We start from the raw sequence: 24,133 nt of genomic DNA on the forward strand, positions 1-24,133 counted from the left end.
AGGGAGGCCGATACCACGCCTGGGGGGCTGCCAGACGAAGACGAGGACGACGCGTTACCCAAGAGCACCGTGGTGGTGGTGGCGATCAGGATGTTCCAGTACAGCGACTGCTTGCCGGCGTCGTGACGTACTCGACGCGGCCAACGCTCAGGGAACGGGGGCAAGGCTCAATTCGGCGAGAAATGCATTGTGGCTCGCTTTCGCCCTGGCAAGGTCGTGTTCGATCCGGACCAGCTCGGCATGCACGGCCGTCAGATCGACCTCTTCTTCGGCCTGCGCCGTACTGACATAGCGCGAGATATTGAGGTTGTACTCGTTGTCGATGATCTCCTGCAGCGACACCCGGCGGGAATAACGCGCCTGCTCGGTACGTTCCCGATACGTCGACACGATCCGCGCAATGTCCTGATCGCTCAGCTGGTTCTGGCGCTTGCCCTTGGTGAAGTGCTCGGCCGCGTTGATGAACAGCACGTCGTCGGGCTTCTTGCACTTCTTGAGTACCAGAATGCAGACCGGGATGCCGGTGGAATAGAACAGGTTGGCCGGCAGGCCGATCACGGTGTCGATGTGGCCGTCGGTGAGCAGCTTGGTGCGGATGGCCGCTTCCTTGCCGCCGCGGAACAGCACGCCGTGCGGCAGGATGATCGCCATCACGCCGTCATCCTTCAGGTAATGCAGGCCGTGCAGCAGGAAGGCGAAGTCGGCGGCGCTCTTGGGTGCCACCCCGTGGTTCTTGAAGCGCGGGTCCTGCGCCATCGCCTCGCCCGGCTCCCAGCGGTAGCTGAAGGGCGGGTTGGCGACAACGGCGTCGAAACGCGGCTTCTTCGCCGGATTGGTTTCGCGCAGGAAGTCCCAGTCGTTGGTCAGGGTATCGCCGTGGTAGATCTCGAACTCGGTGTCCTTCACCCCGTGCAGCAGCATGTTCATGCGCGCCAGGTTGTAGGTGGTGATGTTGGATTCCTGGCCGTAGATTCGGCCGATGCTGCCGCCGGCCGCCTTCATGCGGTGGCGCACGTTGAGCAGCAGCGAACCGGAGCCGCAGGCGAAATCGAACACGCTGCCAAGCGAGCGGCGCGGGCCGGCCTTGGGTTCCTGGCTGTCCAGGGTGACGATGGCCGACAGGATGTTGGAAATCTGCTGCGGCGTGTAGAACTCGCCGGCCTTCTTGCCGCTGCCGGCGGCGAACTGGCCGATCAGGTATTCGTAGGCATCGCCCAGCGCATCGACATCGGTGGAAAAGTCGGCGATGCCCTCGGCGATCTTGCTGATGATGGCGCACAGCTTGGCGTTGCGGTCGGCGTACTTGCGCCCCAGCTTGTCCGAGGCAAGGTTGATTTCCGAGAACAGCCCTTGGAAGTGGCTCTGGAAGGATTCTTCCTCGATGTATTTGAAGCCGCCCTGCAAGGTGTCCAGCAGCGCGTCGTTGTGGCTCTTGGCCAGGTGGACGATGTGGCCCCACAGATACTGCGGCTGGATGACGTAGTGCGCCTTGCGCCGCATCTGCTGCTCGAACGCCGGCACGTCGTCGGCATTGTCGGCATACCACACCGACAGCGGCGTCCGGCCGCCGTTGCCGATGGCATCCGGGTCGGGATAGTCGGCGCCCAGCTCCTTCTTCGCGGCTTCCTCGTAGTTCCACGACAGATAACGCAGGAACAGGAAGGACAGCATGTAGTCGCGGAAGTCATCCGCGTTCATCGCGCCGCGCAGCTGGTCGGCGATCGCCCAGAGGGTCTTGCCGAGTTGTTTCTGGTCGTTGTCGGTCACCGCGCCAGATCCCTGTCGGCCTTGGCCTGGCTGCGCAAGGTATCGGCGGAAATCCGTACAGTGCGGCCTTCGCGCACCACGACCAAGTCTGTGCCGCTATCCATCGCGGTTTTACGTGCCAGTGCGGCTGCACGGCGCAACGCAGCTTGCGAGGCGCGCAGGTCAGGGTTTCGTGCGTTGGAAATATCGCGTGGCTTCATGGCTTTTCGCTCCAGTCGAGCAGGACGGGCTCATCGCCCGAATTATCGTACAAGGCCCAGTCGTCCACCTCGGCCTTGTACACCGCATCGAAGTTGCGCAGTCCGCTGGAAAAACGGCGACGAATCACCGCTTCGGGAATGTCGTGTCCTCCCTGCTGCACCCGCGTGGCCACGCGGTCGATGGCGGTCTGTGCCGCAGGCAGGCTCAGGAAGAACAGGCTGACGTGGTAGCCCAGCGCGCGCCAGTGCCGGATACGCTGCCGGTAGCCGACACCGGAGAGTGTGGTTTCGAACGCGAAACTCTCGCCGCGGGCGACGCAGGCCTCGATCTCTTCCAGCATCAAGCGCCCCGCCTTGATCGCCGCCGATTCCGGAGCGAACGGCGACAGCCCCGCCGCGATCAGATCGGCATTGATGAAACGCGGTAGTTGTGCCTCGTCGGGCAGAAACGTGCGGGCAAAGGTGGTCTTGCCCGCGCCATTGGGACCGGCAAGGATGATGATGCGCTTGCTCATCCGCGCAGCCCCGCAGGCGAAGTTCTTTCAGGTTGAACTACCGAGGATCCCTCGGTGGTTCGTTCAGGCTCCAACTCTCTGTCTGCAAGAATGCTTTCCGGATGCAGGCTGATGCTGTCGGCGGTGACGTCGAACAGTTCCGCCATCTCCGCCTGGGTCAGCCAGACGGTCTGGCCGTCGGCGCGCAGTTGGATACGGCTGTGGCCGTCCTCGCTGGTGGTGAGGATCAGGCCACTCATGCGCTTGCACCTTCCAGAACGGGGAACAGCTGCTGCATCAGGCCCTGCTTGTGGGTCTTGAGGGCGGCGAGCTGGTTGGATTCGGCGGTGATCTGGGTGTCGAGGGAGGAGAGGCAGTCGGCGATGCGTTGTTGTTCAGCTAGTTCTTCGCCCTTACCGCTCGAAGGAGGAATCGGGATTGGTAACGCTGCGTACTCGGTGCCATTGATGCCAGGTTGCCCACTTCGCGCCGAGATGACGTGTACCCAATTCCAATACTGTTGTGTAGTGAGGAAGCTGGACACAAAGGTCGGAACGGCCTTCCTTCGGTTTGGCCGGATTCGAATCAGAAAGCCAGCAAAGACCAAGCGGCCGTCTTCCTCGCGGTAACAATACGATTTGCCAACGCTTGCCCCGGTGCGGGCGAGAGCGATGTCACCATCACTCAAATAGTTTTCCGCCGTGGCGTCGATGTCGACAGATACCTTGCCAGCCGAGACAAACCGCCCCTCGGTGTCGATGTCAGTGATTCTGAGATAGCTTGGCAGGCTTGGGGAAAACGGAACCGCAGGCGCATTTACGCCGTACTCGGGCTTGCCCTCAAGCAACTCTCCGAGCGGAACAGTCGACCACTCCGGCGCGCTGCGGAACTCGGGAAAGCGGAGGCGGGGGCGGGTTTCGCCTTCACGGGGGAACAGCTGCTGCATCAGGCCGCGCTTGTGCGCCTTCAACGCCTCTACCTTGCGGCCCTGCGCGGCAATCACCTCGTCCAGCGAGGTCAGGCAGTCGGCGATTTTTTGTTGCTCGGTTAGATCAGGAACGGCGACTTCAATCTTCTCGATGTTTGATTTCGACAGACTCGGGACACCACCAGCCTCGTTGTGTTTTAGCCAATCGATCAGCTGGAAGTGCAAGAACACAAAACGAGGCAAGCATCCCTTGAACGAATGGGTATAGAAGAGCGTGTCTACAGTCCAGAATTTCCCGGTCAAGAAGATGGGATTATTGATCGTGCCCTTCCGGCCTATACATGCACTCTCTCCGTCGTACAGATAGTCATCAACAGAGAGCATGTAGCCGCCAGATCCATACACGGGGATTGGGCCGGTACCAAGATGCTTGTAATCCCTACCACTTCCGATCGTTAGAAGCTCACCAAGCGGCTTTATTTCCCATTCTTGCACCCGCTGAAACTTCGGAAACCGCAACCTCGGCACCGCCGCCTTCGCCCCCTGCTTCGCCATGCTCACGCCTCGTACGCCTTCAGTCCGGCAATCTCCCGCCCGCCCGCCCGTTTCTTAAGCAGCGGCAGCAGGTCACCCATCAACGCCAGCTCCTTCTGCGCGCGCGCCTTCCAGCCCAGGTCCAGCGGGGCCAGCAGCTCGGTGAGCTGTTCGCCGTCGAAGATGCGGCGGGACAGAATCCCGTCCACGAAGGCCTGCACCTCTGCCACCGGCAGGGCGTGCTTTGCGGACAGCGCGGCCATGTCCTGCGCGGCCTTGTCGGCTTTGAACTTCTCGTAGCCGGCGCGGATGGCGTCCTCGCTCAGGCCCTCGCCGGCCTTCAGCCCGCGCACGTACGCGCTGATGTCCTCGCGCTCGCCGATGAACTTGGCATCGCTGGCGATCAGGCCGATCAGCTGTTCGCGGCTCATGCTAGCCCTGCCCGGCGCCTTGCCCGAGTAGTCGGCGATCAGCTTCATGATGTAGTCGTAATCAATGGTGCTGGAGGCGAACAACACGAACTCGAAGTCGAGCTGCTCCACCGCGTTGCGCGTGGCCTCGTCCAGCCCGCCGGGCTTCTTCTGGTCGGCGCGCAGTTCCTCGGCCTTCTGCAGGTACTGGCCGCGGAAGCTGCGCAGTTCGTCCTTGGGCAGGATGGTCTCGATCTGGTCGCGCTGCTCGGCGGTCAGGTCGGTGTACTGGTCCAGCTGGGTCTGCAGCTTCTGGACTTCCTTGAAGTGCTGGACGAAGGCCACCTTGGCCGCGGTGCCCTTGAGGTTGGCGATGTCCTCCGGCTTGCCGCCCAAGCCCTGCGAGGCGAGGAAGCTGTCGAGGGCGGCGCGCGCCTCCTTCAGCTTGTCGATGACCACCGGCGCGGTGTCCACCAGCCAGATGGTGCGCGCCTGCTCGGCCTTGACGCCGGAGAACAGCGCGATGGCCGCGTCCACCTCCTTCTGCTGGCCGCGGAAGTCGAGGATGTTGCCGTAGGGCTTGGTGTCGTTGAGCACGCGGTTGGTGCGGGAAAACGCCTGGATCAGGCCGTGGTGCTTGAGGTTCTTGTCCACGTACAGGGTGTTGAGGTACTTGCTGTCGAAGCCGGTGAGCAGCATGTCCACCACGATCACGATGTCGAGCTTTTCGCGGCCCTTTTTCGGCAGGTCGGCATTGGGGAACTGCTGGTCCTTGATGCGCTGCTGCACGTCCTGGTAGTAGCCGTCGAACTCCTCGATGCGGTGGTTGGTGCCGAACGCGGCGTTGTAGTCGCCGATGATCGCCGCCAGCGCCGCCTTCTTCTCTTCGGGATTCTTCCTGTTGTCGGCCTGCTCCTGCGGCAGGTCTTCCTGCAGCTGCTTCACGTCGGCGCTGACATCGGCCGGCGGGGAGAACACCGCGGCGATATTGAGCGGCACGTAATCTGGCTCGGCCTGCTGCTTCTCGGCCTGCGCGGTCTTGAACAGCGCGACGTACTCGATGGCGTCGTTGATGCTTGCTGTGGCCAGCAGGGCGTTGAAGCGGCGCCCGCCGGTGGCGGTGTCGTGCCGGGCCAGGATGGCCTCGACCACGGCGCGCTTGGCCAGCGGCTCGCCGGGCTTGGGCCTGCTCTTGTTGTCATCCCCCTTGCCATCCGGCTTGAAGTAGTCGACGTGGAACTTCAGGACGCTCCTGTCCTCGATGGCGTGAGTGATGGTGTATTCGTGCAGCGATTGCTGGAACAGGTCTTGCGTGGTCTTGAGCGTCTGCTCCTCGCCCTCGATGCGCTTGTAGCTGGCGTTCTGCTCGAAGATCGGCGTGCCGGTGAAGCCGAACAGCTGGGCGTTGGGGAAGAACGCCTTGATGGCCTGGTGGTTCTCGCCGAACTGCGAGCGGTGGCATTCGTCGAAGATGAAGACGATGCGCTTGTCGCGCAGGGCTTCCAGCTGCTCGGCATGGCTGGTGAGGCCGCGCCTTTCGCGGCTCTGGTTGCGCGTGCTGCCGCCGTCCAGCGCCAGGCCGAGCTTCTGGATGGTGCAGACGATGACCTTGTCAGCCGCATCGTCGGACAACATGCGCCGCACCAGCGCGCCGGTGTTGGTGTTCTCCTCCACGCAGCCTTCCTGGAAGCGGTTGAACTCCTCGCGGGTCTGGCGATCCAGGTCCTTGCGGTCCACCACGAACAGGCACTTCTCGATGGCCGGGTTGGCCTTGAGCAGGGTGGAGGCCTTGAAGCTGGTCAGCGTCTTGCCGCTGCCGGTGGTGTGCCAGATGTAGCCGTTGCCCAGGTTCTTGTCGATGCACTCGACGATGTTCTTGACGGCGTAGATCTGGTACGGCCGCATCATCAGCAGTTTCTGCTCGCTGGCCACCAGCACCATGTAGCGGCTGATCATCTGCCCCAGCGTGCACTTGGGCAGGAAGGCATCGGCAAAGGCATCCAGCCCGCTGATCTTGCTGTTGTCCGGCGCGGCGTACTGGTAGATGGGCAGGAAGCGCTCATCCGCGTTGAAGGCGAAGTGGCGCGTATTGTTGTTGGCGAAGTAATAGGTGGCGTCGCGGTTGCTGACCACGAACAGCTGGATGAAGCACAGCAGCGTGCGGGCGTAGCCGTTGCCCGCGTCGTTCTTGTACTCGACGATCTGCTCGATGGCCCGGCGCGGATTGATGCCCAGCGTCTTCAGCTCGATCTGCACGGCGGGCACACCATTGATCAGCAACAACACGTCGTAGCGATGGTGGCTGTAATCGGTGTTGATGCGCAGCTGGCTGGCGACCTCGAAATCGTTCTTGCACCAGTCGTTGATATTGACCAGGGTGTAGTTGAGCGGGGTGCCGTCGTCGCGGGTGAACGCGTTGCGGTGGCGCAGGGTGTGCGCGGCGGCGAAGACGTCGGGGGTGACGATGTCCTCCAGCAGCCGCTGGAATTCGGCATCGCTCAGGGTGACGCGATTCAGCGCTTCGAAGTGCGTGCGGAAATTACGCTCCAGCGCGGCGCGATCGCGGATGTCCGGCCGCAGCGTGTACTTGAGCTCGCCGAGCTTGTCGATCAGATCCTGCTCGATGGTGCTTTCCCTGACGCGCATCCACTCCCCCTGATCGACACTTCCCTGCTGACAATGCAGTTGTCGCAGGCGCCGAGTTTACCGACTCGGGCAGGCCGGCAGGCACGCATCATCACGATCAAAAAAAAAGGCCCGCCGAAGCGGGCCTTCCATTGACGCGTTGTTGCGGTGACGGGGATCAGAAATCCATGCCGCCCATGCCGCCCATGCCGCCACCGGCGCCGCCCATGGCCGGCTCGTCTTTCTTCGGAGCCTCGGCCACCATGGCTTCGGTGGTGATCATCAGGCCGGCGATGGAGGCCGCGTTCTGCAGCGCGGTGCGGGTGACCTTGGTCGGGTCCAGGATGCCGAACTCGATCATGTCGCCGAACTCGCCGTTGGCGGCGTTGTAGCCGAACGAACCCTTGCCGTCGACCACGCGATTCAGCACCACGCTCGGCTCGTCGCCGGCATTGGTGACGATCTCGCGCAGCGGGGCTTCCATCGCGCGCAGGGCGATCTGGATGCCGTGGTTCTGGTCTTCGTTGGCACCCTTCAGGTCCTTGATCGCGGCCTTGGCACGGATCAGGGCGACGCCGCCGCCCGGGACGATGCCTTCCTCGACCGCGGCGCGGGTGGCGTGCAGGGCGTCTTCGACGCGCGCCTTCTTCTCCTTCATCTCGACTTCGGTGGCGGCACCGACCTTGATGACGGCCACGCCGCCGGCCAGCTTGGCCACGCGCTCCTGCAGCTTCTCGCGGTCGTAGTCGGAGGAGGTCTCCTCGATCTGCGCCTTGATCTGCTTGATGCGGGCCTGGATGCCGTCGGCTTCGCCGGCACCGTCGATGATGGTGGTGTTCTCCTTCGAGACCTGCACCTTCTTGGCACGGCCCAGATCCTTGATGGTGGCCTTCTCCAGCGACAGGCCCACTTCCTCGGAGATCACGGTGCCGCCGGTCAGGATGGCCATGTCCTCCAGCATCGCCTTGCGGCGATCACCGAAGCCCGGCGCCTTGACCGCGCAGACCTTGACGATGCCGCGGATGGTGTTGACCACCAGCGTCGCCAGCGCTTCGCCTTCCACTTCCTCGGCGACGATCAGCAGCGGCTTGCCGGCCTTGGCCACACCTTCCAGCACGGGCAGCAGGTCGCGCACGTTGGAGATCTTCTTGTCGTGCAGCAGGATGTACGGGTCATCCAGCTCGGCCTGCATCGACTGCTGGTTGTTGATGAAGTACGGCGACAGGTAGCCGCGGTCGAACTGCATGCCCTCGACCACGTCCAGCTCGTTCTCCAGGCCCGAGCCGTCCTCGACGGTGATCACGCCTTCCTTGCCGACCTTGTCCATCGCCTGCGCGATCAGGTCGCCGATGTTGGCGTCGCTGTTCGCGGAGATGGTGCCGACCTGGGCGATTTCCTTGCTGGTCGAGGACGGCTTGGACAGGATCTTCAGCTCGGCCACGGCGGCGGTGACCGCCTTGTCGATGCCGCGCTTGAGGTCCATCGGGTTCATGCCGGCAGCCACCGCCTTCATGCCCTCACGGATGAAGGCCTGCGCCAGCACGGTGGCGGTGGTGGTGCCGTCACCGGCGTTGTCGGAGGTCTTGGAAGCGACTTCCTTGACCATCTGCGCGCCCATGTTCTCGAACGCGTCGGCCAGTTCGATTTCCTTGGCGACGGAGACGCCGTCCTTGGTGATGGTGGGAGCACCGAAGCTCTTCTGCAGCACGACGTTGCGACCCTTCGGGCCGAGCGTCGCCTTCACGGCATTGGCGAGCACGTTGACGCCGCGCACCATCCTGGAGCGTGCGTCTTCGCCGAAACGAATGTCCTTGGCAGCCATTGGTAATTACCTCGAATGTAGGGACGGGCATTGGCCCGTCGCAAGAATTGGAATGTGCATTGGCGGGGAGTGCCCCGCCCGTACCGGGGGACGACGCGCGATCAGAGGATCGCGAAGATGTCGTCTTCCTTGACCACCAGCAGGTCGGTGCCGTCCAGCTTCACTTCCGTGCCGCTGTACTTGCCGAACAGCACCTTGTCGCCCACCTTCACCTGTGGCGCGCGAACCTGGCCGTTGTCCAGCACCTTGCCGGCGCCGACGGCGATCACTTCGCCCTTGAGCGGCTTTTCGGTGGCCGAATCCGGGATCACGATCCCGCCAGCGGACAACTTCTCTTCTTCCATGCGCTTGATGACCACGCGGTCGTACAGCGGCTTGATATTGGACATGAGCAACCTCAGCAAATGGTTGATTATTGGGGAAAAACCCGGCGATTTTAGCAGCCGCGCGAGGCGACTGCCAAAGATCGGACGCAAACGTCCCGCAACCGGGATGTGCGGAAGATGGGGCGCCCGCGCGGGCTTTCAAGGGCCCGCAACCCGTCATCGCCGGCTACCCTGTCCACATGGACATCCTGATCTGCTTCTGCACCTGCCCCGAACCCGCCGCCGGGCGCATTGCCGACGTCCTGGTCGGCGAGCAGCTGGCGGCCTGCGTCAACATCATTCCCGGGCTGCGCTCGGTGTATCGCTGGCAGGGCGCGGTGGAGCACGCAGAGGAAGGGCTGCTGCTGATCAAGACCACGCGGGCGCGCTACCCGGCCCTGCAGGCAAGGCTGCCGCAATTGCATCCGCATGAACTGCCGGAGCTGGTCGCGGTCGAATCCAATGCCGGCCTGCCTGCGTATCTACGCTGGGTGGCCGACATGACCCGTCCAGTAGAATGACCCGATGACCCGATTGTCTTTCCGCCCGTGCCGCTGGCTGGCCGCACTGGCCCTGGCGGCGGCCCTGCCGGCCGCTACCGCTGCCGATGTTGAACTGCCGCCGGTCGATCAGGTCTTCGTGCTGTCGGCGAAAGCCACCGCGCACAACCGCGTGGAGGTGCGCTGGCAGATCGCCAAGGGCTATTACCTGTACCGGCATCGCACGTCGGTGAAGACCGATCCGGGGTTTGCCGACGCTACGCTGGCGCTGCCAAACGGTGACAAGCACCGCGACGAGTTTTTCGGCGATGTCGAAACCTACCGCGGGCAGCTGATCGGCACGCTGAGCGGCCAGCCGGCGGCAACCGCGCCATCGGTGCGCTTGACCGTGAAATACCAGGGTTGCGCCGATGCCGGCGTGTGCTATCCGCCGCAGACCCGCACGCTGGCGGTGGCCTTGCCGCAGGACATGGGCACCGTCGAATCCGGCTTGTTGCCGGCGCGCAAGGGCGGCGGGCTGTTTGGCCCACGCGGCGACGCAGGCGCCACGGAGGCCGCGCCGCTGCCGCCGGAGCAGGCGTTTCGCAGCGAAGTGATCGCGCTGGACGGCAATACCTTGCTGCTGCGGCTCACGCCCGCCAACGGGTATTACCTGTATCGCGACAAGCTCTCGGCCAAATTGGTGGCAGCCGACGGGTTATCCGCCGCGCTGCCCGCGCACGCGCAGATGCCCAAGGCCAGCGCGTTCAAGGATGAGCACTTTGGCCAGGTGCAGGTGTATTTCACGCAGGTCGAAATTCCGCTTGTCGTCAACCGCAGTACCCCGCGTGCGGCCAACGGCAACCTGATCGTCGGCTTGCAAGGTTGCCAGACCGATGGCATTTGCTATGCGCCGATGACGCGGACGCTGGCGGTGCGTGTGCCGGCGGGCAAGATCGACTCCTCTCTGCAGGGGGACGACAATGTGCCGAAGACGGTTGCCGGAGACGCCACGCCAGCCGCCCCCCTCCCCCCGGCCCTTGCTCCCACCAGCGGGGAAGAGGGCGTGATTGCCCCCACACTCGCCACCGCCGATGCCGCCCGCAGCGCACCCCCGCAACACCCCATTCCCAGCCTGCTGCCCGCCCTGCTGTTGGCCCTGCTGGGCGGCTTGATCCTCAATTTGATGCCCTGCGTGCTGCCGGTGCTGTCGCTGAAGGTGCTCTCGCTGGCACAAAGCGGGGAAAGCAGGCAAACCGCGCGGCGGCATGCACTGGCCTATACCGCCGGTGTGCTGGCCAGCTTCGCCGCCCTGGGCGGGCTGATTCTGGCACTGCGCAGCGGCGGTATCGAAACCTGGATCAGCTGGGGCTTCCAGTTGCAGTTCCCACGCATGGTCGCGGTGCTGGGGCTGCTGATGTTCATGCTGGGCCTGAGCCTGTCGGGCATGTGGTACGCCAGTATCCGTATCAGCGGTCGTGCCGACGCACTGGCGCAAGGCAGCGGCGTGCGCGCCGATTTCTTCACCGGCGTGCTGGCCGTGGTGCTGTCCACGCCCTGCACGGCACCGTTCATGGGTGCGGCACTGGCCTATGCCTTCGTGGCCCCGACGCTTGCGGCGATGCTGGTGTTTCTGACATTGGGGCTGGGGCTGGCACTGCCGTTCCTGTTGATCGCCTTCGTCCCCGCCCTCGCCCGCCTGTTGCCCAAACCGGGCGCATGGATGGAAACCCTGAAACAACTGCTGGCCTTCCCGATGTACGCCACCGCCGCGTGGCTGGCGTGGGTGCTGGCGCAACAACGCGGTGCCGACGCGGCCGGCCTTTGGATGGGCGCCGCCATTTTGTTGGCATTGGCGGCATGGGCGTGGACACATGCCCGGCAACATGCCCGGCGCTGGCCATTGGTCCTGGCGGTACTGGCACTGGCGACGACCGCATGGCCGCTGTACACCATCGGCACCCTGCCCAAACCGATGAGCACGCACGTGCAGGGCGAGCTTGCGGTTGCCTATACGGAGCCCCGGCTGGCCGAGCTGCGGGCGCAAGGCCGGGTGGTGTTCGTGAATATCACCGCGGACTGGTGCGTGAGCTGCAAAGCCAATGAGAAGGCGGTATTCGCCCGCGATCGTTTCCGCGACGCGCTCAAAGCGACCGATGCCGTCTACATGATCGGCAATCACACCAATATCGACCCCGCCATCACCGCCTACCTGCACCGCTATGGTGCCGTGGGCCTGCCGCTGTATGTGGTCTATCCGCGTGGCGGCGGCGAGGGCAAGGTGCTGCCAGTGCTGCTGACGCCCGGCATGGTGGAAGACGCCCTGGCCCAGGCCGCCCGCTGATGCCGCCCAACCGCGTCGTGTTGCTGGTGGCGCTGCTGGCCGCACTGGCCGGCGCGGCGACCAGCGTGTTCTTCGAGCCCACAATCGCCTATCGGCTGGCCGGCACCGACGTCGGCCAGCAGGTGCTGGATGCGTCGCTGAAGGCCCGCGCGCCGGCTGCGCCCGCCGGGATCACGGTCGCCGAAAAGGGCGGCCTCGTGCCGGCCATGACGCTGAAGGACATCGCCGGCAATCCGGTCGAACTCCCCCGCGCCTGGGCCGGCCGCCCCACCCTGGTCAACCTGTGGGCCACCTGGTGCGCGCCGTGCCTGAAGGAAATGCCGGGCCTGCAGGCCTTCGCCACCGAACAGGGCGGCAACGGCGTGCAGGTGGTCGGCATCGCACTCGACGGTCCCGACGCCGTGCAGGCCTTCCTGCGCCAGCACCGCATCGCCTATCCGGTGTTGGTCGATGCGCCGGGCCCGGCCGATGCCGGCGTGCGGCTGGGCAATCCGGCCGGCGTGCTGCCCTACTCGGTGCTGGTGTCGGCAGAGGGTCGGATCGTGAAAACCCGGATCGGGCCGTTTGCTGACAAGGCCGACATCGCCCGCTGGACAGGCGCGCGCAATCCGACGCCCGGCGGCGGTTAGAGCCTTCACTCCAACATTCGTTTAAAACCGCTCAATCCGGCAAAAGTTCGCCGAACTGGACACCATCCACCATTCGCGGGACACTGCGCGCTGGTTTTTCGTGGATGTCCCGCCGGTTCCCATGGCAACGCTGCTGCTCCTGCACGGCCCCAACCTCAACCTGCTCGGCAGCCGCGAGCCGGAGGTATACGGGCACACCACGCTGGCCGACATCGACGCCGACCTAGCGGGGCGCGCGCAGGCAGCCGGCCACGTGCTGGAGGCGTTCCAGTCCAACGCCGAACACGCGCTGGTGGAGCGCGTGCAGGCCGCGCGCCTGGATGGCACCGACTTCATCCTGATCAACCCGGCCGCCTTCACCCACACCTCGGTCGCCCTGCGCGACGCGCTGGCGGCGGTGGCCATCCCCTTCATCGAAATCCACCTGTCCAACCCGCACGCCCGCGAACCCTTCCGCCAGCACAGCTATTTCAGCGACAAGGCGGTCGGCGTGATCTGCGGATTTGGCGCGGATTCCTACCGCTATGCCTGCGATGCCGCACTGAAACGGCTCCAGGCCCGACTCTGAAAGGAGCGTCCGAATGGACCTGCGCAAAATCAAGAAACTGATCGACCTGCTGGAAGAATCCAATCTGTCCGAGATCGAAATCAAGGAAGGCGAGGAATCCGTGCGCCTGGCGCGGGCGCCAAGAGGTGGCCTGCCGGCCGCGCCGACACCCGTCTACCAGCAGGCGCCCGCCGCGCCCGCGATGCCGATGAATTCCCCGGTCGAAGCCGCCACCGGCGGCAGCCACAAGGCCGAGCCGGAGCTGCCGGCCGGCCACGTGATGCGCGCGCCGATGGTGGGCACCTTCTACGCCAGTCCGGCGCCGGACAAGCCGGCCTTCGTGAGCATCGGCCAGGCGGTCAAGGCCGGCGACACGCTGGGCATCATCGAGGCGATGAAGATGTTCAACCCGATCGAAGCCGACGTCTCCGGCACCGTACTGGCGATCAAGTGCGAAAGCGGCCAGCCGGTCGAATTCGACCAGCCGCTGTTCGTGATCGGGTAAGCGCCATGCTCGAAAAAGTCGTCATCGCCAACCGTGGCGAAATCGCGCTGCGCATCCTGCGCGCCTGCCACGCGCTGGGCATCCGCACCGTCGCGGTGCACTCCACCGCCGACCGCAACCTCAAGCACGTGGCGATGGCGGACGAATCCGTCTGCATCGGCCCGGCGCCGTCGGCCGAGAGCTACCTCAACATGCCGGCGATCATCGCCGCGGCCGAGGTCACCGACGCCCAGGCCATCCACCCCGGCTACGGCTTCCTGTCGGAAAACGCCGACTTTGCCGACCGCGTTGAACAAAGCGGCTTCGTGTTCATCGGCCCGAAGGCCGACACCATCCGCCTGATGGGCGACAAGGTGGAAGCGATCCGCGCGATGAAGGCCGCGGGCGTGCCCTGCGTGCCGGGTTCCGGTGGCCCGCTGGGTGACGATGCCGCGGCCAACGTCAAGATCGCCCGCGAGATCGGCTACCCGATCATCGTCAAGGCGGCCGGCGGCGGCGGCGGGCGCGGCATGCGCGTGGTGCATTCGGAGGCGACGCTGGTCAATGCCATTGCCACCACCAAGCAGGAAGCCAAGGCCGCGTTCGGCAACGACATGGTCTACATGGAGAAGTTCCTGGAGAACCCGCGCCACGTGGAGATCCAGGTGCTGGCCGACGGCCAGGGCAGCGCCATCCACCTGGGCGAGCGCGATTGCTCGATGCAGCGCCGCCACCAGAAGGTGGTGGAGGAAGCGCCCGCGCCCGGCATCACTCTCGAGCAGCGCGCCGAAATCGGCAAGGTCTGCGTGGAAGCCTGCCTGCGGATCGGCTACCGCGGCGCCGGGACCTTCGAATTCCTGTTCGAGAACGGCCGCTTCTACTTCATCGAGATGAACACCCGCATCCAGGTGGAGCACCCGGTGACCGAGCTGGTCACCGGCATCGACCTGGTGCGCGAGCAGTTGCTGATCGCCGCCGGCCACAAGCTGTCGATCAGGCAGAGCGACGTGGTGCTGCGCGGCCACGCCATCGAATGCCGCATCAACGCCGAGGACCCGGACAATTTCTTCCCCTGCCCCGGCCTGATCCAGCACTTCCATGCCCCGGGCGGCCCCGGCGTGCGGGTGGATTCGCACATCTACGAGGGCTACCGCGTCCCGCCGAACTACGACTCGATGATCGGCAAGCTGATCGTCCACGGCGCCGACCGCGCGCAGGCGATCGCCCGCATGCGGGTGGCGCTGAGCGAAATGGTGGTGGACGGCATCAAGACCAACATCCCGCTGCAGCAGCGGATCCTGGCCGACGGCGGTTTCGCGCAGGGTGGCCAGAACATCCATTACCTGGAAAAGCGCCTGGCCGAGCGCAAGGAAAAGGCGCTGTCGATCCTCTGACGGCAGCGGGTGTCCGCTGCCGGCTGGTTTTTGCGCTCTTACCGGGAAGGAACCACCCACTTCTTCCCGGAGCCCGCCATGCAACGCCGCCACGCCCTGTACGCCGCCCTCGCCGCCACCCTGGTTGCCCTGCCCGCCGCCAGCCAGCAGGGCAAGACCCCGCCGACCAATCTCTACATCGACGTCGCCACCCACAACATGGCCGGCATGCCGGACATGGGCGGGATGATGGGTGGGCTGGGCGGCATGATGGCGCGCCGCATGGGCGGTGGCGATAGCGGCAAGCCCACCTACCCGACCGCGCGCCACGGCGGCATGACCGGCCAGTATCTCGACATCGCCCTGCATAACGCGCTCAACCCCGGCGCGGAGACGCAGGAGCTGATCCCGGCGGGGCTGAACCTGGGCAAGTCACTGACCCTGATTCCGATTGAACCAGGCACGTCGAGCAGGGGCGACAGCGCACCAGGCAAGGTGCCTGATGTCGAAGTGAAGATCTCCGAATACTGGGGTTGCGGCGCCACGGTGCGGCCCGGCCAGCCCAAGGTGGCCAGCTTCAAGGTCAAGGGCGGCACCATCGATCCGAAAAAAGGCGCGCAGGGCATCGACTTCGAGGCCACCGGCAGTCTCTCCAAGGGCCTGTACGTACCCGACCGCGACATCGACCTGCAACCCGGCTACGTGTATTGGCCCAACCGCAAGTACGGCAAACAGGTGCCCAGCGGCGCGCGCCTGGCCGGCGAGCACCGGATCAGCGGCGATGGCATTCCCGCATCGATGACGTTCCAGGTCCAGCAAAACGCGGAGTTCATGCCCAAGCTGATGCTGCGCGCGCAAGGCGAGGCCAGCGACGTGATCCAGCTGGGCTGGCCCGCCGTGGATCGCAGCCGCGCCTATTTCATCACCGGCATGAAGATGCACATGCTCAGCCAGAACTCGTTCCAGCTGGTGATCTGGAGCAGCGCCGACGTCCCCGGTGCCGGCAGTGAACTGCACGCCTACCTCAGCGGCAACTTCATCGACAAATGGCTGAAACAGAAAGTCCTCTTGCCCCCCGGCACCACCAGCTGCGCCATTCCCAGGGGCATCTTCGCCAACACAGGCGGCGCCGAATCGGGCATGGTGCCGGCAATGCTGATGATGACCGCCTACGGCCCGGAGAGCTGGATCACCTATCCACCCAAGCCGGCCGATGCCAGGCAGCCGTGGAATCCGGAATGGAGCGTGCGCCTGCGCGCAAAGTCCAGCGCCACCGCGATGGTGGGCTTGGATTTCGGCGGCATGCAGCGGATGGACGAGGACGACGAACAGGGCGACTCCCCGCAGCAGCAGCCCAGGAAGCGGCCCGGGATGAAGGGCCTGCTGCAGGGCATCCTGGGCGGTTGAGCCACGCCGGGCTTGCCGTCGACGGCACGGCTTGTGACCATGGGCGCCGGTTCTCCATCGGCGCCCCCATGCCCTACCTGCAACTTTCACTGCCCGCCCGCGAAGCCGAGCAACCGCGCTACGAACGCGCGCTGGAGGACGTGGGCGCGCTGGCGGTCACCCTGCAGGACGCGCACCTGGATGCCGCCGACGAACAGGCGATCTTCGAACCGGGCGTCGGCGAGTTGCCGCTGTGGGACGAGATGACGCTGACCGCCCTGTTCCCGGCCGACACCGATGCGCTGCTGCTGTTGGCCGCGCTGGACGCCTTCGACCCCGAGCTGGATTGGACGCAGGCGCGCTTCGAGACCGTCGAAGACCAGGACTGGGAGCGCGCGTGGCTGGACACGTTCCATCCCATGCACTTTGGCGCGCGCACCTGGATCGTGCCGTGGAACCATGACCTGCCGGCCGACGCCGACACGCCCGATGCCGCCATCATCCGCCTCGATCCGGGGCTGGCATTCGGCTCCGGCACCCATCCCACCACCGCGCTGTGCCTGCGCTGGCTGGACGCGCTGGCCGCGCGCGGCGAACTGCAAGGCACCTCGGTTCTCGACTTCGGCTGCGGCAGCGGCATCCTCGCGCTGGCGGCGCTGAAGCTGGGCGCCGCCAGCGCCACCGGCGTGGACAACGACCCGCAGGCCATCACCGCCACCACCGACAACGCCCAGCGCAACGGCGTCGCCATCGCCACCTTCCTGCCGCAGGACGAAACCGTCGCCACCTATCCGGTGGTGGTGGCCAACATCCTCGCCTCCGCGCTGGACGCGCTGGCCGAGGTGCTGGCCGCGCGCACCGCAGCCGGCGGACGCATCGCCATGTCCGGCATTCTTGCCGGGCAGGAAGACGACCTGCTGCAGCGCTTCGCGCCCTGGTTCGACGCGCTGCAGGTGGCGCGCGAGGGCGACTGGGTGCGCATCGACGGCGTGCGCAACGCCAGCGCGGTCGCCCGATGAGCCGCGCGCCCAGCTTCGTCGTCGCCAGTCCTGCCGCGCCCGGCCGCCGGCGTGGCGAGTGGCTGGCCGTGGCGCTGTTGGCAATCGCGCTGCTGGCGCAGCTGGGCTGGCTGCAGCGCGAACGCCTCGCCGCCAGCCCGCAGCTGCGGCCACTGCTGGCAGCGAGCTGCAGGCTGCTGCATTGCAGCCTGCCCGATTGGCACGAACCTGCCGCCTTCAGCATGCTGTCGCGCGATGTGATCGCGCCGCCCGGCCGGCCCGGCACGCTGCGCGTGCAGGCCAGCTTTCGCAACGATGCCCGCTGGCCACAGCCGTGGCCGGCGCTGCTGCTGACCCTGTCCGACGCCAACGGACGCACGCTGGGCCAACGTCGCTTCCTGCCCGCCGATTACCTGGGCACGGCGCCGCACGCCGCGCAGATCGCGCCGCAGCAAGCCAGCCAGATCGCGTTCGACATCGCCGAACCGGCGCCCAACGTGGTGGCATTCGATTTCCGTTTCGAGTGACTGCCGCGGCAGAGAATCGGGAGTGCGGTCAAGAATTGCTGGATGAATGCGGGTTGCCCCTGCCCCTGCACCACGGGCCGCGCTAGACTCTCCTGCCGCATCGAGTGTCTTGTCCCGATGCGCGTCGTATCGAGGGATTTTCGTTGAACGCTCTCACTACCCGCCAGGACTCCGGCCGTGCGCCGTTGCGCGAGCATGTCGCCCATTCCGTGCGCCGCTATCTGCGCGATCTGGATGGCTGCGACACCGACGACCTGTACAGCACCACCCTGCGCGAGCTGGAGATCCCGCTGTTCACCGAGGTGCTCAAATACTGCGATGGCAACCAGAGTCGCGCGGCCACCATCCTGGGCATCCACCGCGCCACCTTGCGCAAGAAGCTGCGCGACTACGACATGGGCTGAGCCCCCGCGCGCAAGCGCCCCGTATAATTCGCGCTTCCCCACTGCTTCTTTCTGCGCATGACCGCCGCCTTTTCCGATGGCCCGTCCGTGACCGTCCGCCGTGCCTTGCTCTCCGTTTCCGACAAGACCGGCCTGATCGAATTCGCCCGCGCGCTTTCCGCGCACGGCGTGGAGCTGCTCTCCACCGGCGGTACCGCCAAGGCGCTGCGCGATGCCGGGCTGGCGGTGAAAGACGTCAGCGAGGCCACCGGCTTCCCCGAGATGATGGCTGGCCGGGTCAAGACCCTGCACCCGGTGGTGCACGGCGGCCTGCTGGGCCGCGCTGGCCTCGACGACGCGGTGATGGCCGAACACGGCATCGGCGCCATCGACCTGCTGGTGCTGAACCTGTATCCGTTCGAGGCCGTCACGGCGCGCGCCGACTGCCCGCTGGCCGACGCGGTGGAGAACATCGACATCGGCGGCCCGGCGATGCTGCGCAGCGCGGCGAAGAACTTCGCACGCGTGGCGGTGGCCACCGACCCGGCGCAGTACGCCGGCCTGCTGGCCGAACTCGACGCCAGCGGCGGCAGCCTGTCGGCCGGCACCCGCTTCGCGCTGTCGGTGGCGGCGTTCAACCGCGTCGCCCAGTACGACGCCGCGATCAGCAACTACCTCTCGGCGATCACCGACGCCTCCGCCGCAGTGCCGGTGCGCGCGGCGTTCTCCGCGCAGGCCAACGGCAGCTTCGTGAAGGTCATGGACCTGCGCTACGGCGAGAACCCGCACCAGCATGCCGCCTTCTACCGCGACCTGTATCCGGCGCCGGGCTCGCTGGCCACGCTGGAGCAGCTGCAGGGCAAGGAACTCAGCTACAACAACATCGCCGACAGCGACGCCGCGTGGGAATGCGTGCGCCAGTTCGACCTGCCGGCCTGCGTGATCGTCAAGCACGCCAACCCCTGCGGCGTGGCCGTGGGCACCGGCTGCCTTGATGCCTACGAACAGGCCTACGCCACCGACCCCACCAGCGCGTTCGGCGGCATCCTGGCCTTCAATACGCCGCTCGACGGCGCCACCTGCAAGACCATCCTCGACCGCCAGTTCGTCGAGGTGCTGATCGCGCCCGACTACGACGAGGACGCGCTGGTCTACGCGAAGAAGAAGGCCAACGTGCGCGTGCTGCGCATCCCGCTGGCCGCGCCGTCGAAGCACTTCATCGACACCAAGCGGGTCAACTCCGGCCTGCTGATGCAGACCGCCGACGACCGCGTGGTCACCCGCGGCGAGCTGAAGGTGGTGTCGCGGCTGGCGCCGACCGAGGCGCAGTTCGCCGACCTGCTGTTCGCCTGGAAGGTGGCGAAGTTCGTCAAGTCCAATGCCATCGTCTATGCGAAGGACAGCCGCACGATCGGCGTCGGTGCCGGCCAGATGAGCCGCGTGTATTCCGCCCGCATCGCCGGCATCAAGGCGACCGACGCCGGACTGGTCGTGCCCGGCTCGGTGATGGCGTCGGATGCCTTCTTCCCGTTCCGCGACGGCATCGACGCCGCGGCGGAGGCGGGCATCAAGGCGGTGATCCAGCCGGGCGGTTCGATGCGTGATGCGGAAGTGATCGCGGCGGCGGACGAGCACGGCATCGCGATGGTATTCACCGGCGTCCGCCACTTCAGGCATTGATGTGTTTCGCTGTCGCTCCTGCAAAGGCGGAAGTCCATCTCTTGCTGTCCATTCTGGAAAATCAAAGGCTGGATTCCCGCCTTCGCGGGAATGACGGGCTGAGGGGTTCAAGATGAAAGTTCTCGTCATCGGTGCAGGCGGTCGTGAGCACGCGCTGGCGTGGAAGCTGGCGCAGTCCGCGCGCGTCGCCGAAGTCATCGTCGCGCCGGGCAATGCCGGCACCGCGACCGAGGCGAAGTGCCGCAACGTCGCGATCAAGGTGACCGACCTCGACGGGTTGCTGGCGCTGGCGCAGGACGAAGCCGTGGCGCTGACCGTGGTCGGGCCGGAAGTGCCGCTGGTCGCGGGCGTGGTGGATCGCTTCCGCGCCGCATCCCTGCGCATTTTCGGGCCCACCGCCGCTGCCGCGCAGCTGGAGGGCAGCAAGGCTTTCGCCAAGGACTTCCTCGCCCGCCACGGCATCCCCACCGCGTTCTACGAAGTGCACGCCGAGGTCGATGCCGCGCTGGCCTACGTGCGTGCCAAGGGCGCGCCCATCGTCATCAAGGCCGATGGCCTGGCCGCCGGCAAGGGCGTGATCGTGGCGATGACGCTGGCCGAGGCCGAGGCCGCGGTGCGCGACATGCTGTCGGGCAATGCCTTCGGCGACGCCGGCGCGCGCGTGGTGATCGAGGAGTTCCTCGACGGCGAGGAAGCGAGTTTCATCTCGATGGTGGATGGCCATACCGCGCTGCCGATGGCGACGTCGCAGGACCACAAGCGCGTGGGCGATGGCGACACCGGCCCCAACACCGGCGGCATGGGCGCGTACTCGCCCGCGCCGGTGGTGACGCCCGAGGTGCATGCGCGGGTGATGCGCGAGGTGGTGAACCCGACCGTGCAGGGCATGCTGGAGGATGGCATCCCGTTCACCGGCTTCCTCTATGCCGGGCTGATGATCGACGCCAGCGGCGCGCCCAAGGTGATCGAGTTCAACGTCCGCTTCGGCGATCCCGAGACCCAGCCGGTGCTGCTGCGCCTGCAGTCGGATCTTGTCGATCTGGTGGAGGCCGCCATCGACGGCAGGCTCGATGGCATTGAAGCGCAATGGGATCCGCGTCCGTCGCTGGGCGTGGTGATGGCTTCCCGCCCATATCCGGAAACGCCGGTCAGCGGCGAGGTGATTTGCGGCCTTGATGCCGTGCCCGCCAGCGCCAAGGTGTTTCATGCCGGCACGGCGCTGGATGCCAGCGGCAACGTGGTCAGCGCCGGCGGTCGCGTGCTGTGCGTGACCGCGCTGGGGGCGTCGGTGGCCGACGCGCAGCGAAGCGCCTATGCCGGGGTTGATGCGATTGCGTGGGCCCACGAATTCCATCGCAATGACATCGGCTGGCGCGCGATCCAGCGGGAACAGGGTTGATCCACTCGCGCGGCGCACGGCCGGCGTCGTTGCAACCATCGGCACACGGTTGCAACATCCGTTATGACTTTCGCCACGAACCTGCGCGCCATGAAGCTCAAGATCACCGCCATCGGCAACTCCGCTGGCGTCAACTCCTGCCGAAAGAGCCGCTGGCGCACCTGCGGCTGGACAAGGGCGACGAGCTGTGCGCGCTGGAAACGCCGGACGGCATCTGCCTGACCACCTACGACCCGGAATTCGCCGCGCAGATGGACGTGGCGGAAAAGATCATGCGCGGGCACCGCGAGCTGCCGCGCAAGCTGGCGCAGTAAGCCGCCGTGATCATCTGGATCACGCGCGAGCTGGCGTCGGCCATCCACGAGCGCCAACTGTCAGAGCACGGCGGTACCGGCGTGCGCGACGAATCGTTGCTGCAGTCGGCATTGGCACGCCCGCGGCAACTGTTCGCCTGTGGCGATCCACCGCCGGATCTGGCGGCGCTCGCGGCAAGCCTGGCCTACGGACTTGCGAACACCCCCCTTCGTCGATGGCAACAAGCGCACCGCGCACGTGTGCTACTACGTGTTCCTGGCACTCAATGACGCGCACCTCGAAGCAGGCCTCGACGAGATGTATGCGCAGATGCCGTCGCTGGCAGGGGCTCGCAAACCGAAGCCGAATTCGCCGACTGGCTGCGTCCGCGCCCGCACCTGCAGCTGCGCCCGCGCGACGCGGTGCATGAGCCGAAGCGGCGCTATCGCTAGACGTTGGCATTTTCCGGCGCAACGGTGGTCTGCAGCGGCGCGGCACCGCCGGCATCGCCGGCCCGTTGCGGGCAGTCCGCCCCCAGCGCGAACGCGGTCATCGACAGCGAGCCGTAGCTGTAGCCGTCCACCAGCACCTCGGCGGAACGCCCTGCCACGGCCGACAGGCCCGCGAGGTAGAGCAGCGGCAGGAAGTGCTCGTCGGTGGGCACCGCCATGCGGTAATCCGGATGCGACGCCAGCGTGGCGATGTCGTGCGGGCGCTCCGCCATCAGCGTGCGCGCGTCCTCATCGAAGCGCTGCGCCCAGTCGAAGCCGGCATCCGGCTGCTGCCAGTCGATCGCGCGCAGGTTGTGCACCACGTTGCCGCTGCCCACGATCAGCACGCCGTGCGCGCGCAGCGCCGCCAGCTTCGCGCCCAGCGCCAGGTGCCAGTCCAGCGGCTTGCGCGCATCCAGCGACAGCTGCACGACCGGGACGTCCGCCTCGGGGAAGGCATGCACCAGCACCGACCAGGTGCCGTGGTCGATGCCCCAGGCCTCGCGATCGGCGCCGACCACATAGTCCGGCGACACCACGTCGGCGATTTCCTCGGCCAGCGCCGGCAGTCCGGGCGCCGGATATTGCACGTCGAACAGCGCCTGCGGGAAGCCGTAGAAGTCGTGGATGGTGCGCGGGCCGGGCATCGCGGTCACCGCCAGCGCATCCACATGCCAGTGCGCGGAGATCGCCAGGATCGCGCGCGGCCGCGGCACCGCCGCGCCGAACGCGCGCCATGCCTCGGTAAAGCGGTTGCGCTCCAGTGCGTTCATGGGGCTGCCGTGGCCGAGGAAGGCGGCGGGCATCAGCGGCGGCGTGAGCATGGCGGGACCTCCGGGTCCGGGGAATCAGTCGGCCGTGCCGGTGGCGGGCACCAGCAGCGGCGGCAGGCCGTGCGGCACCGCGCGCAGGAAGCGCGGCGAGGTGGCAACGGTCGCGCCGAGCGCAGCGGCGGCGTGCCACGGCCAACGCAGATCGTAGAGCAGCGCGCGGGCCAGCGCGATCGCATCGGCCTGCCCGCGCTCCAATGCGGCCTCGGCCTGCTCCGGGGTGGTGATCAGGCCGACGCCGACCACCGGCCTGTCCACTTCGCGGCGGATCGCCTCGGCGAACGGCAGCTGGTAGCCCGACCCGGCCACGATGCGCTGGGCCGGGTGCAGGCCACCACTGGACACGTGGATGTAGTGGCAACCGCGGACGTCCAGCGCGCGCGCCAGTGCAATGCTCTGGGCAAGATCCCAGCCGCCGTCCACCCAGTCGGTGGCGGAGATGCGCACGCCCACCGCCATCGTTGCCGGCACCGCGGCGCGCACGGCGTCGAAGACTTCAAGCAGCAGCCGCATGCGCGATTCCAGCGCGCCGCCATAGGCATCCTCGCGATGGTTGCTGAGCGGCGACAGGAACTGGTGCAGCAGGTAGCCGTGGGCGGCATGAAGCTCGATCGCGTCCAGTCCAAGCCGGGCGGCGCGGCGCGCGGCGTCGGCGAACGCCTGCACCACGCGGGCGATGCCGGCCGTGTCCAGCGCCGCCGGCACGGGATCGCTGTCCGCGTACGCCAGCGCGGACGGTGCGACCGTCCGCCAGCCATGCGCCGCCTCCGGCGCGATGGCGCCGCCGCCGTGCTCCCACGGGCGATGGGTGGAGGCCTTGCGGCCGGCGTGCGCCAGCTGCACGCCCACCGGCATCGGCGACCAGCGCCGCACGCTGGCCAGCGCCTGCGCGAACGCGGCTTCGCAGGCATCGTCGTACAGCCCCAGATCGGCCCAGCTGATGCGACCTTCGGGCACCACCGCCGTTGCTTCGGTCAACAGCAGCGCCGCACCCGACTGGGACAGCGCGCCCCAGTGCTGCACATGCCAATCGTTGGCCAATCCATCTGTACAGGCGTACTGGCACATTGGTGCAATCACGATGCGGTTGCACAACTGCAACGGCCCGATCGCAAGCGGTGAAAACAACGCGCTCATGCGCGGC

22 protein-coding genes and 2 pseudogenes are annotated in these 24,133 nt (G+C 66.4%); 14 read left to right on the plus strand and 10 right to left on the minus strand.

The window, feature by feature from the left end:
- Positions 1 to 147 precede the first annotated feature (147 nt).
- The 8 genes from LIW09_RS11030 to groES form a co-directional block, all read right to left on the minus strand.
- Positions 148 to 1,767, minus strand: a complete 1,620-nt coding sequence (locus LIW09_RS11030; protein ID WP_256645668.1) for a type I restriction-modification system subunit M — start codon at positions 1,765 to 1,767, stop codon at positions 148 to 150.
- Entirely contained in the window at positions 1,764 to 1,967 is a 204-nt protein-coding gene (locus tag LIW09_RS11035; RefSeq protein WP_256645669.1) for a hypothetical protein, read from the minus strand. The genes LIW09_RS11030 and LIW09_RS11035 overlap by 4 nt, the downstream gene beginning before the upstream one ends.
- The gene (locus LIW09_RS11040; RefSeq protein ID WP_256645670.1) at positions 1,964 to 2,482 is read right to left on the minus strand and encodes an ATPase; all 519 of its coding nucleotides are present in this window, start codon (positions 2,480 to 2,482) and stop codon (positions 1,964 to 1,966) included. The genes LIW09_RS11035 and LIW09_RS11040 overlap by 4 nt, the downstream gene beginning before the upstream one ends.
- Positions 2,479 to 2,721, minus strand: a complete 243-nt coding sequence (locus LIW09_RS11045) for a virulence RhuM family protein (protein WP_256645671.1) — start codon at positions 2,719 to 2,721, stop codon at positions 2,479 to 2,481. Before LIW09_RS11045 ends, LIW09_RS11040 begins: the two co-directional genes overlap by 4 nt.
- Positions 2,718 to 3,944, minus strand: coding sequence for a restriction endonuclease subunit S (locus LIW09_RS11050; RefSeq protein ID WP_256645672.1), 1,227 nt, complete (start codon positions 3,942 to 3,944; stop codon positions 2,718 to 2,720). Before LIW09_RS11050 ends, LIW09_RS11045 begins: the two co-directional genes overlap by 4 nt.
- A 2-nt stretch (positions 3,945 to 3,946) precedes the next feature.
- Positions 3,947 to 6,979, minus strand: coding sequence for a type I restriction endonuclease subunit R (locus LIW09_RS11055; protein WP_256645673.1), 3,033 nt, complete (start codon positions 6,977 to 6,979; stop codon positions 3,947 to 3,949).
- Between the two features lie 157 nt (positions 6,980 to 7,136).
- Positions 7,137 to 8,780: a chaperonin GroEL gene (groL, locus tag LIW09_RS11060; protein WP_256645674.1), complete on the minus strand. Its 1,644-nt coding sequence runs from the start codon at positions 8,778 to 8,780 to the stop codon at positions 7,137 to 7,139.
- Between the two features lie 101 nt (positions 8,781 to 8,881).
- Positions 8,882 to 9,169, minus strand: coding sequence for a co-chaperone GroES (groES, locus tag LIW09_RS11065; RefSeq protein ID WP_256645675.1), 288 nt, complete (start codon positions 9,167 to 9,169; stop codon positions 8,882 to 8,884).
- Between the two features lie 176 nt (positions 9,170 to 9,345).
- On the opposite strand from groES, the gene cutA reads away from it, so the two are divergent.
- The 14 genes and pseudogenes from cutA to LIW09_RS11135 all read left to right on the plus strand — a co-directional run bounded on the left by cutA (position 9,346) and on the right by LIW09_RS11135 (position 22,120).
- Complete coding sequence (cutA, locus tag LIW09_RS11070; RefSeq protein WP_256645676.1) at positions 9,346 to 9,666, plus strand: divalent-cation tolerance protein CutA; 321 nt, start codon at positions 9,346 to 9,348, stop codon at positions 9,664 to 9,666.
- Positions 9,667 to 9,670: 4 nt separating this feature from the next.
- The gene (locus tag LIW09_RS11075) at positions 9,671 to 11,968 is read left to right on the plus strand and encodes a protein-disulfide reductase DsbD family protein (RefSeq protein ID WP_256645677.1); all 2,298 of its coding nucleotides are present in this window, start codon (positions 9,671 to 9,673) and stop codon (positions 11,966 to 11,968) included.
- Positions 11,968 to 12,597, plus strand: a complete 630-nt coding sequence (locus tag LIW09_RS11080) for a TlpA disulfide reductase family protein (RefSeq protein ID WP_256645678.1) — start codon at positions 11,968 to 11,970, stop codon at positions 12,595 to 12,597. Before LIW09_RS11075 ends, LIW09_RS11080 begins: the two co-directional genes overlap by 1 nt.
- Before the next feature lie 121 nt (positions 12,598 to 12,718).
- On the plus strand, positions 12,719 to 13,165 hold the full coding sequence (gene aroQ, locus LIW09_RS11085) for a type II 3-dehydroquinate dehydratase (protein ID WP_256645679.1): 447 nt from the start codon (positions 12,719 to 12,721) through the stop codon (positions 13,163 to 13,165).
- A gap of 13 nt (positions 13,166 to 13,178) precedes the next feature.
- Positions 13,179 to 13,649, plus strand: coding sequence for an acetyl-CoA carboxylase biotin carboxyl carrier protein (gene accB / locus LIW09_RS11090; RefSeq protein ID WP_256645680.1), 471 nt, complete (start codon positions 13,179 to 13,181; stop codon positions 13,647 to 13,649).
- A gap of 5 nt (positions 13,650 to 13,654) precedes the next feature.
- Complete coding sequence (accC, locus tag LIW09_RS11095; RefSeq protein ID WP_256645681.1) at positions 13,655 to 15,022, plus strand: acetyl-CoA carboxylase biotin carboxylase subunit; 1,368 nt, start codon at positions 13,655 to 13,657, stop codon at positions 15,020 to 15,022.
- A 78-nt stretch (positions 15,023 to 15,100) separates the two neighbouring features.
- Positions 15,101 to 16,408 carry a hypothetical protein gene (locus LIW09_RS11100; protein ID WP_256645682.1) on the plus strand — a complete coding sequence of 436 codons (1,308 nt, stop codon included), beginning with the start codon at positions 15,101 to 15,103 and terminating at the stop codon, positions 16,406 to 16,408.
- A gap of 68 nt (positions 16,409 to 16,476) precedes the next feature.
- Positions 16,477 to 17,406, plus strand: a complete 930-nt coding sequence (gene prmA / locus LIW09_RS11105) for a 50S ribosomal protein L11 methyltransferase (RefSeq protein WP_256645683.1) — start codon at positions 16,477 to 16,479, stop codon at positions 17,404 to 17,406.
- On the plus strand, positions 17,403 to 17,912 hold the full coding sequence (locus LIW09_RS11110) for a DUF3426 domain-containing protein (protein ID WP_256645684.1): 510 nt from the start codon (positions 17,403 to 17,405) through the stop codon (positions 17,910 to 17,912). The genes prmA and LIW09_RS11110 overlap by 4 nt, the downstream gene beginning before the upstream one ends.
- Before the next feature lie 143 nt (positions 17,913 to 18,055).
- Positions 18,056 to 18,316 (plus strand): DNA-binding transcriptional regulator Fis, encoded by a 261-nt coding sequence (fis, locus tag LIW09_RS11115; protein WP_256645685.1) that lies wholly within the window; start codon positions 18,056 to 18,058, stop codon positions 18,314 to 18,316.
- Between the two features lie 87 nt (positions 18,317 to 18,403).
- The gene (gene purH / locus LIW09_RS11120; RefSeq protein ID WP_425507886.1) at positions 18,404 to 19,975 is read left to right on the plus strand and encodes a bifunctional phosphoribosylaminoimidazolecarboxamide formyltransferase/IMP cyclohydrolase; all 1,572 of its coding nucleotides are present in this window, start codon (positions 18,404 to 18,406) and stop codon (positions 19,973 to 19,975) included.
- 112 nt (positions 19,976 to 20,087) lie between these two features.
- On the plus strand, positions 20,088 to 21,374 hold the full coding sequence (purD, locus tag LIW09_RS11125) for a phosphoribosylamine--glycine ligase (protein WP_256645687.1): 1,287 nt from the start codon (positions 20,088 to 20,090) through the stop codon (positions 21,372 to 21,374).
- Between the two features lie 90 nt (positions 21,375 to 21,464).
- Positions 21,465 to 21,688: pseudogene (locus LIW09_RS11130) on the plus strand (AbrB/MazE/SpoVT family DNA-binding domain-containing protein).
- Positions 21,689 to 21,694: 6 nt separating this feature from the next.
- Positions 21,695 to 22,120, plus strand: a pseudogene (locus tag LIW09_RS11135) (type II toxin-antitoxin system death-on-curing family toxin).
- Here LIW09_RS11135 and ygiD read toward each other — a convergent pair.
- Both ygiD and LIW09_RS11145 read right to left on the minus strand, forming a co-directional pair.
- Positions 22,117 to 22,983: a 4,5-DOPA-extradiol-dioxygenase gene (gene ygiD, locus LIW09_RS11140; RefSeq protein WP_256645688.1), complete on the minus strand. Its 867-nt coding sequence runs from the start codon at positions 22,981 to 22,983 to the stop codon at positions 22,117 to 22,119. The pseudogene LIW09_RS11135 and the gene ygiD overlap by 4 nt on opposite strands.
- A gap of 24 nt (positions 22,984 to 23,007) precedes the next feature.
- A complete protein-coding gene (locus tag LIW09_RS11145; protein WP_256645689.1) occupies positions 23,008 to 24,126 on the minus strand; it encodes an NADH:flavin oxidoreductase/NADH oxidase in 1,119 nt (372 codons plus the stop codon).
- Between the last annotated feature and the right edge of the window lie 7 nt (positions 24,127 to 24,133).

It is taken from the genome of Thermomonas paludicola, assembly GCF_024498955.1.
Taxonomy (GTDB): domain Bacteria; phylum Pseudomonadota; class Gammaproteobacteria; order Xanthomonadales; family Xanthomonadaceae; genus Thermomonas; species Thermomonas paludicola.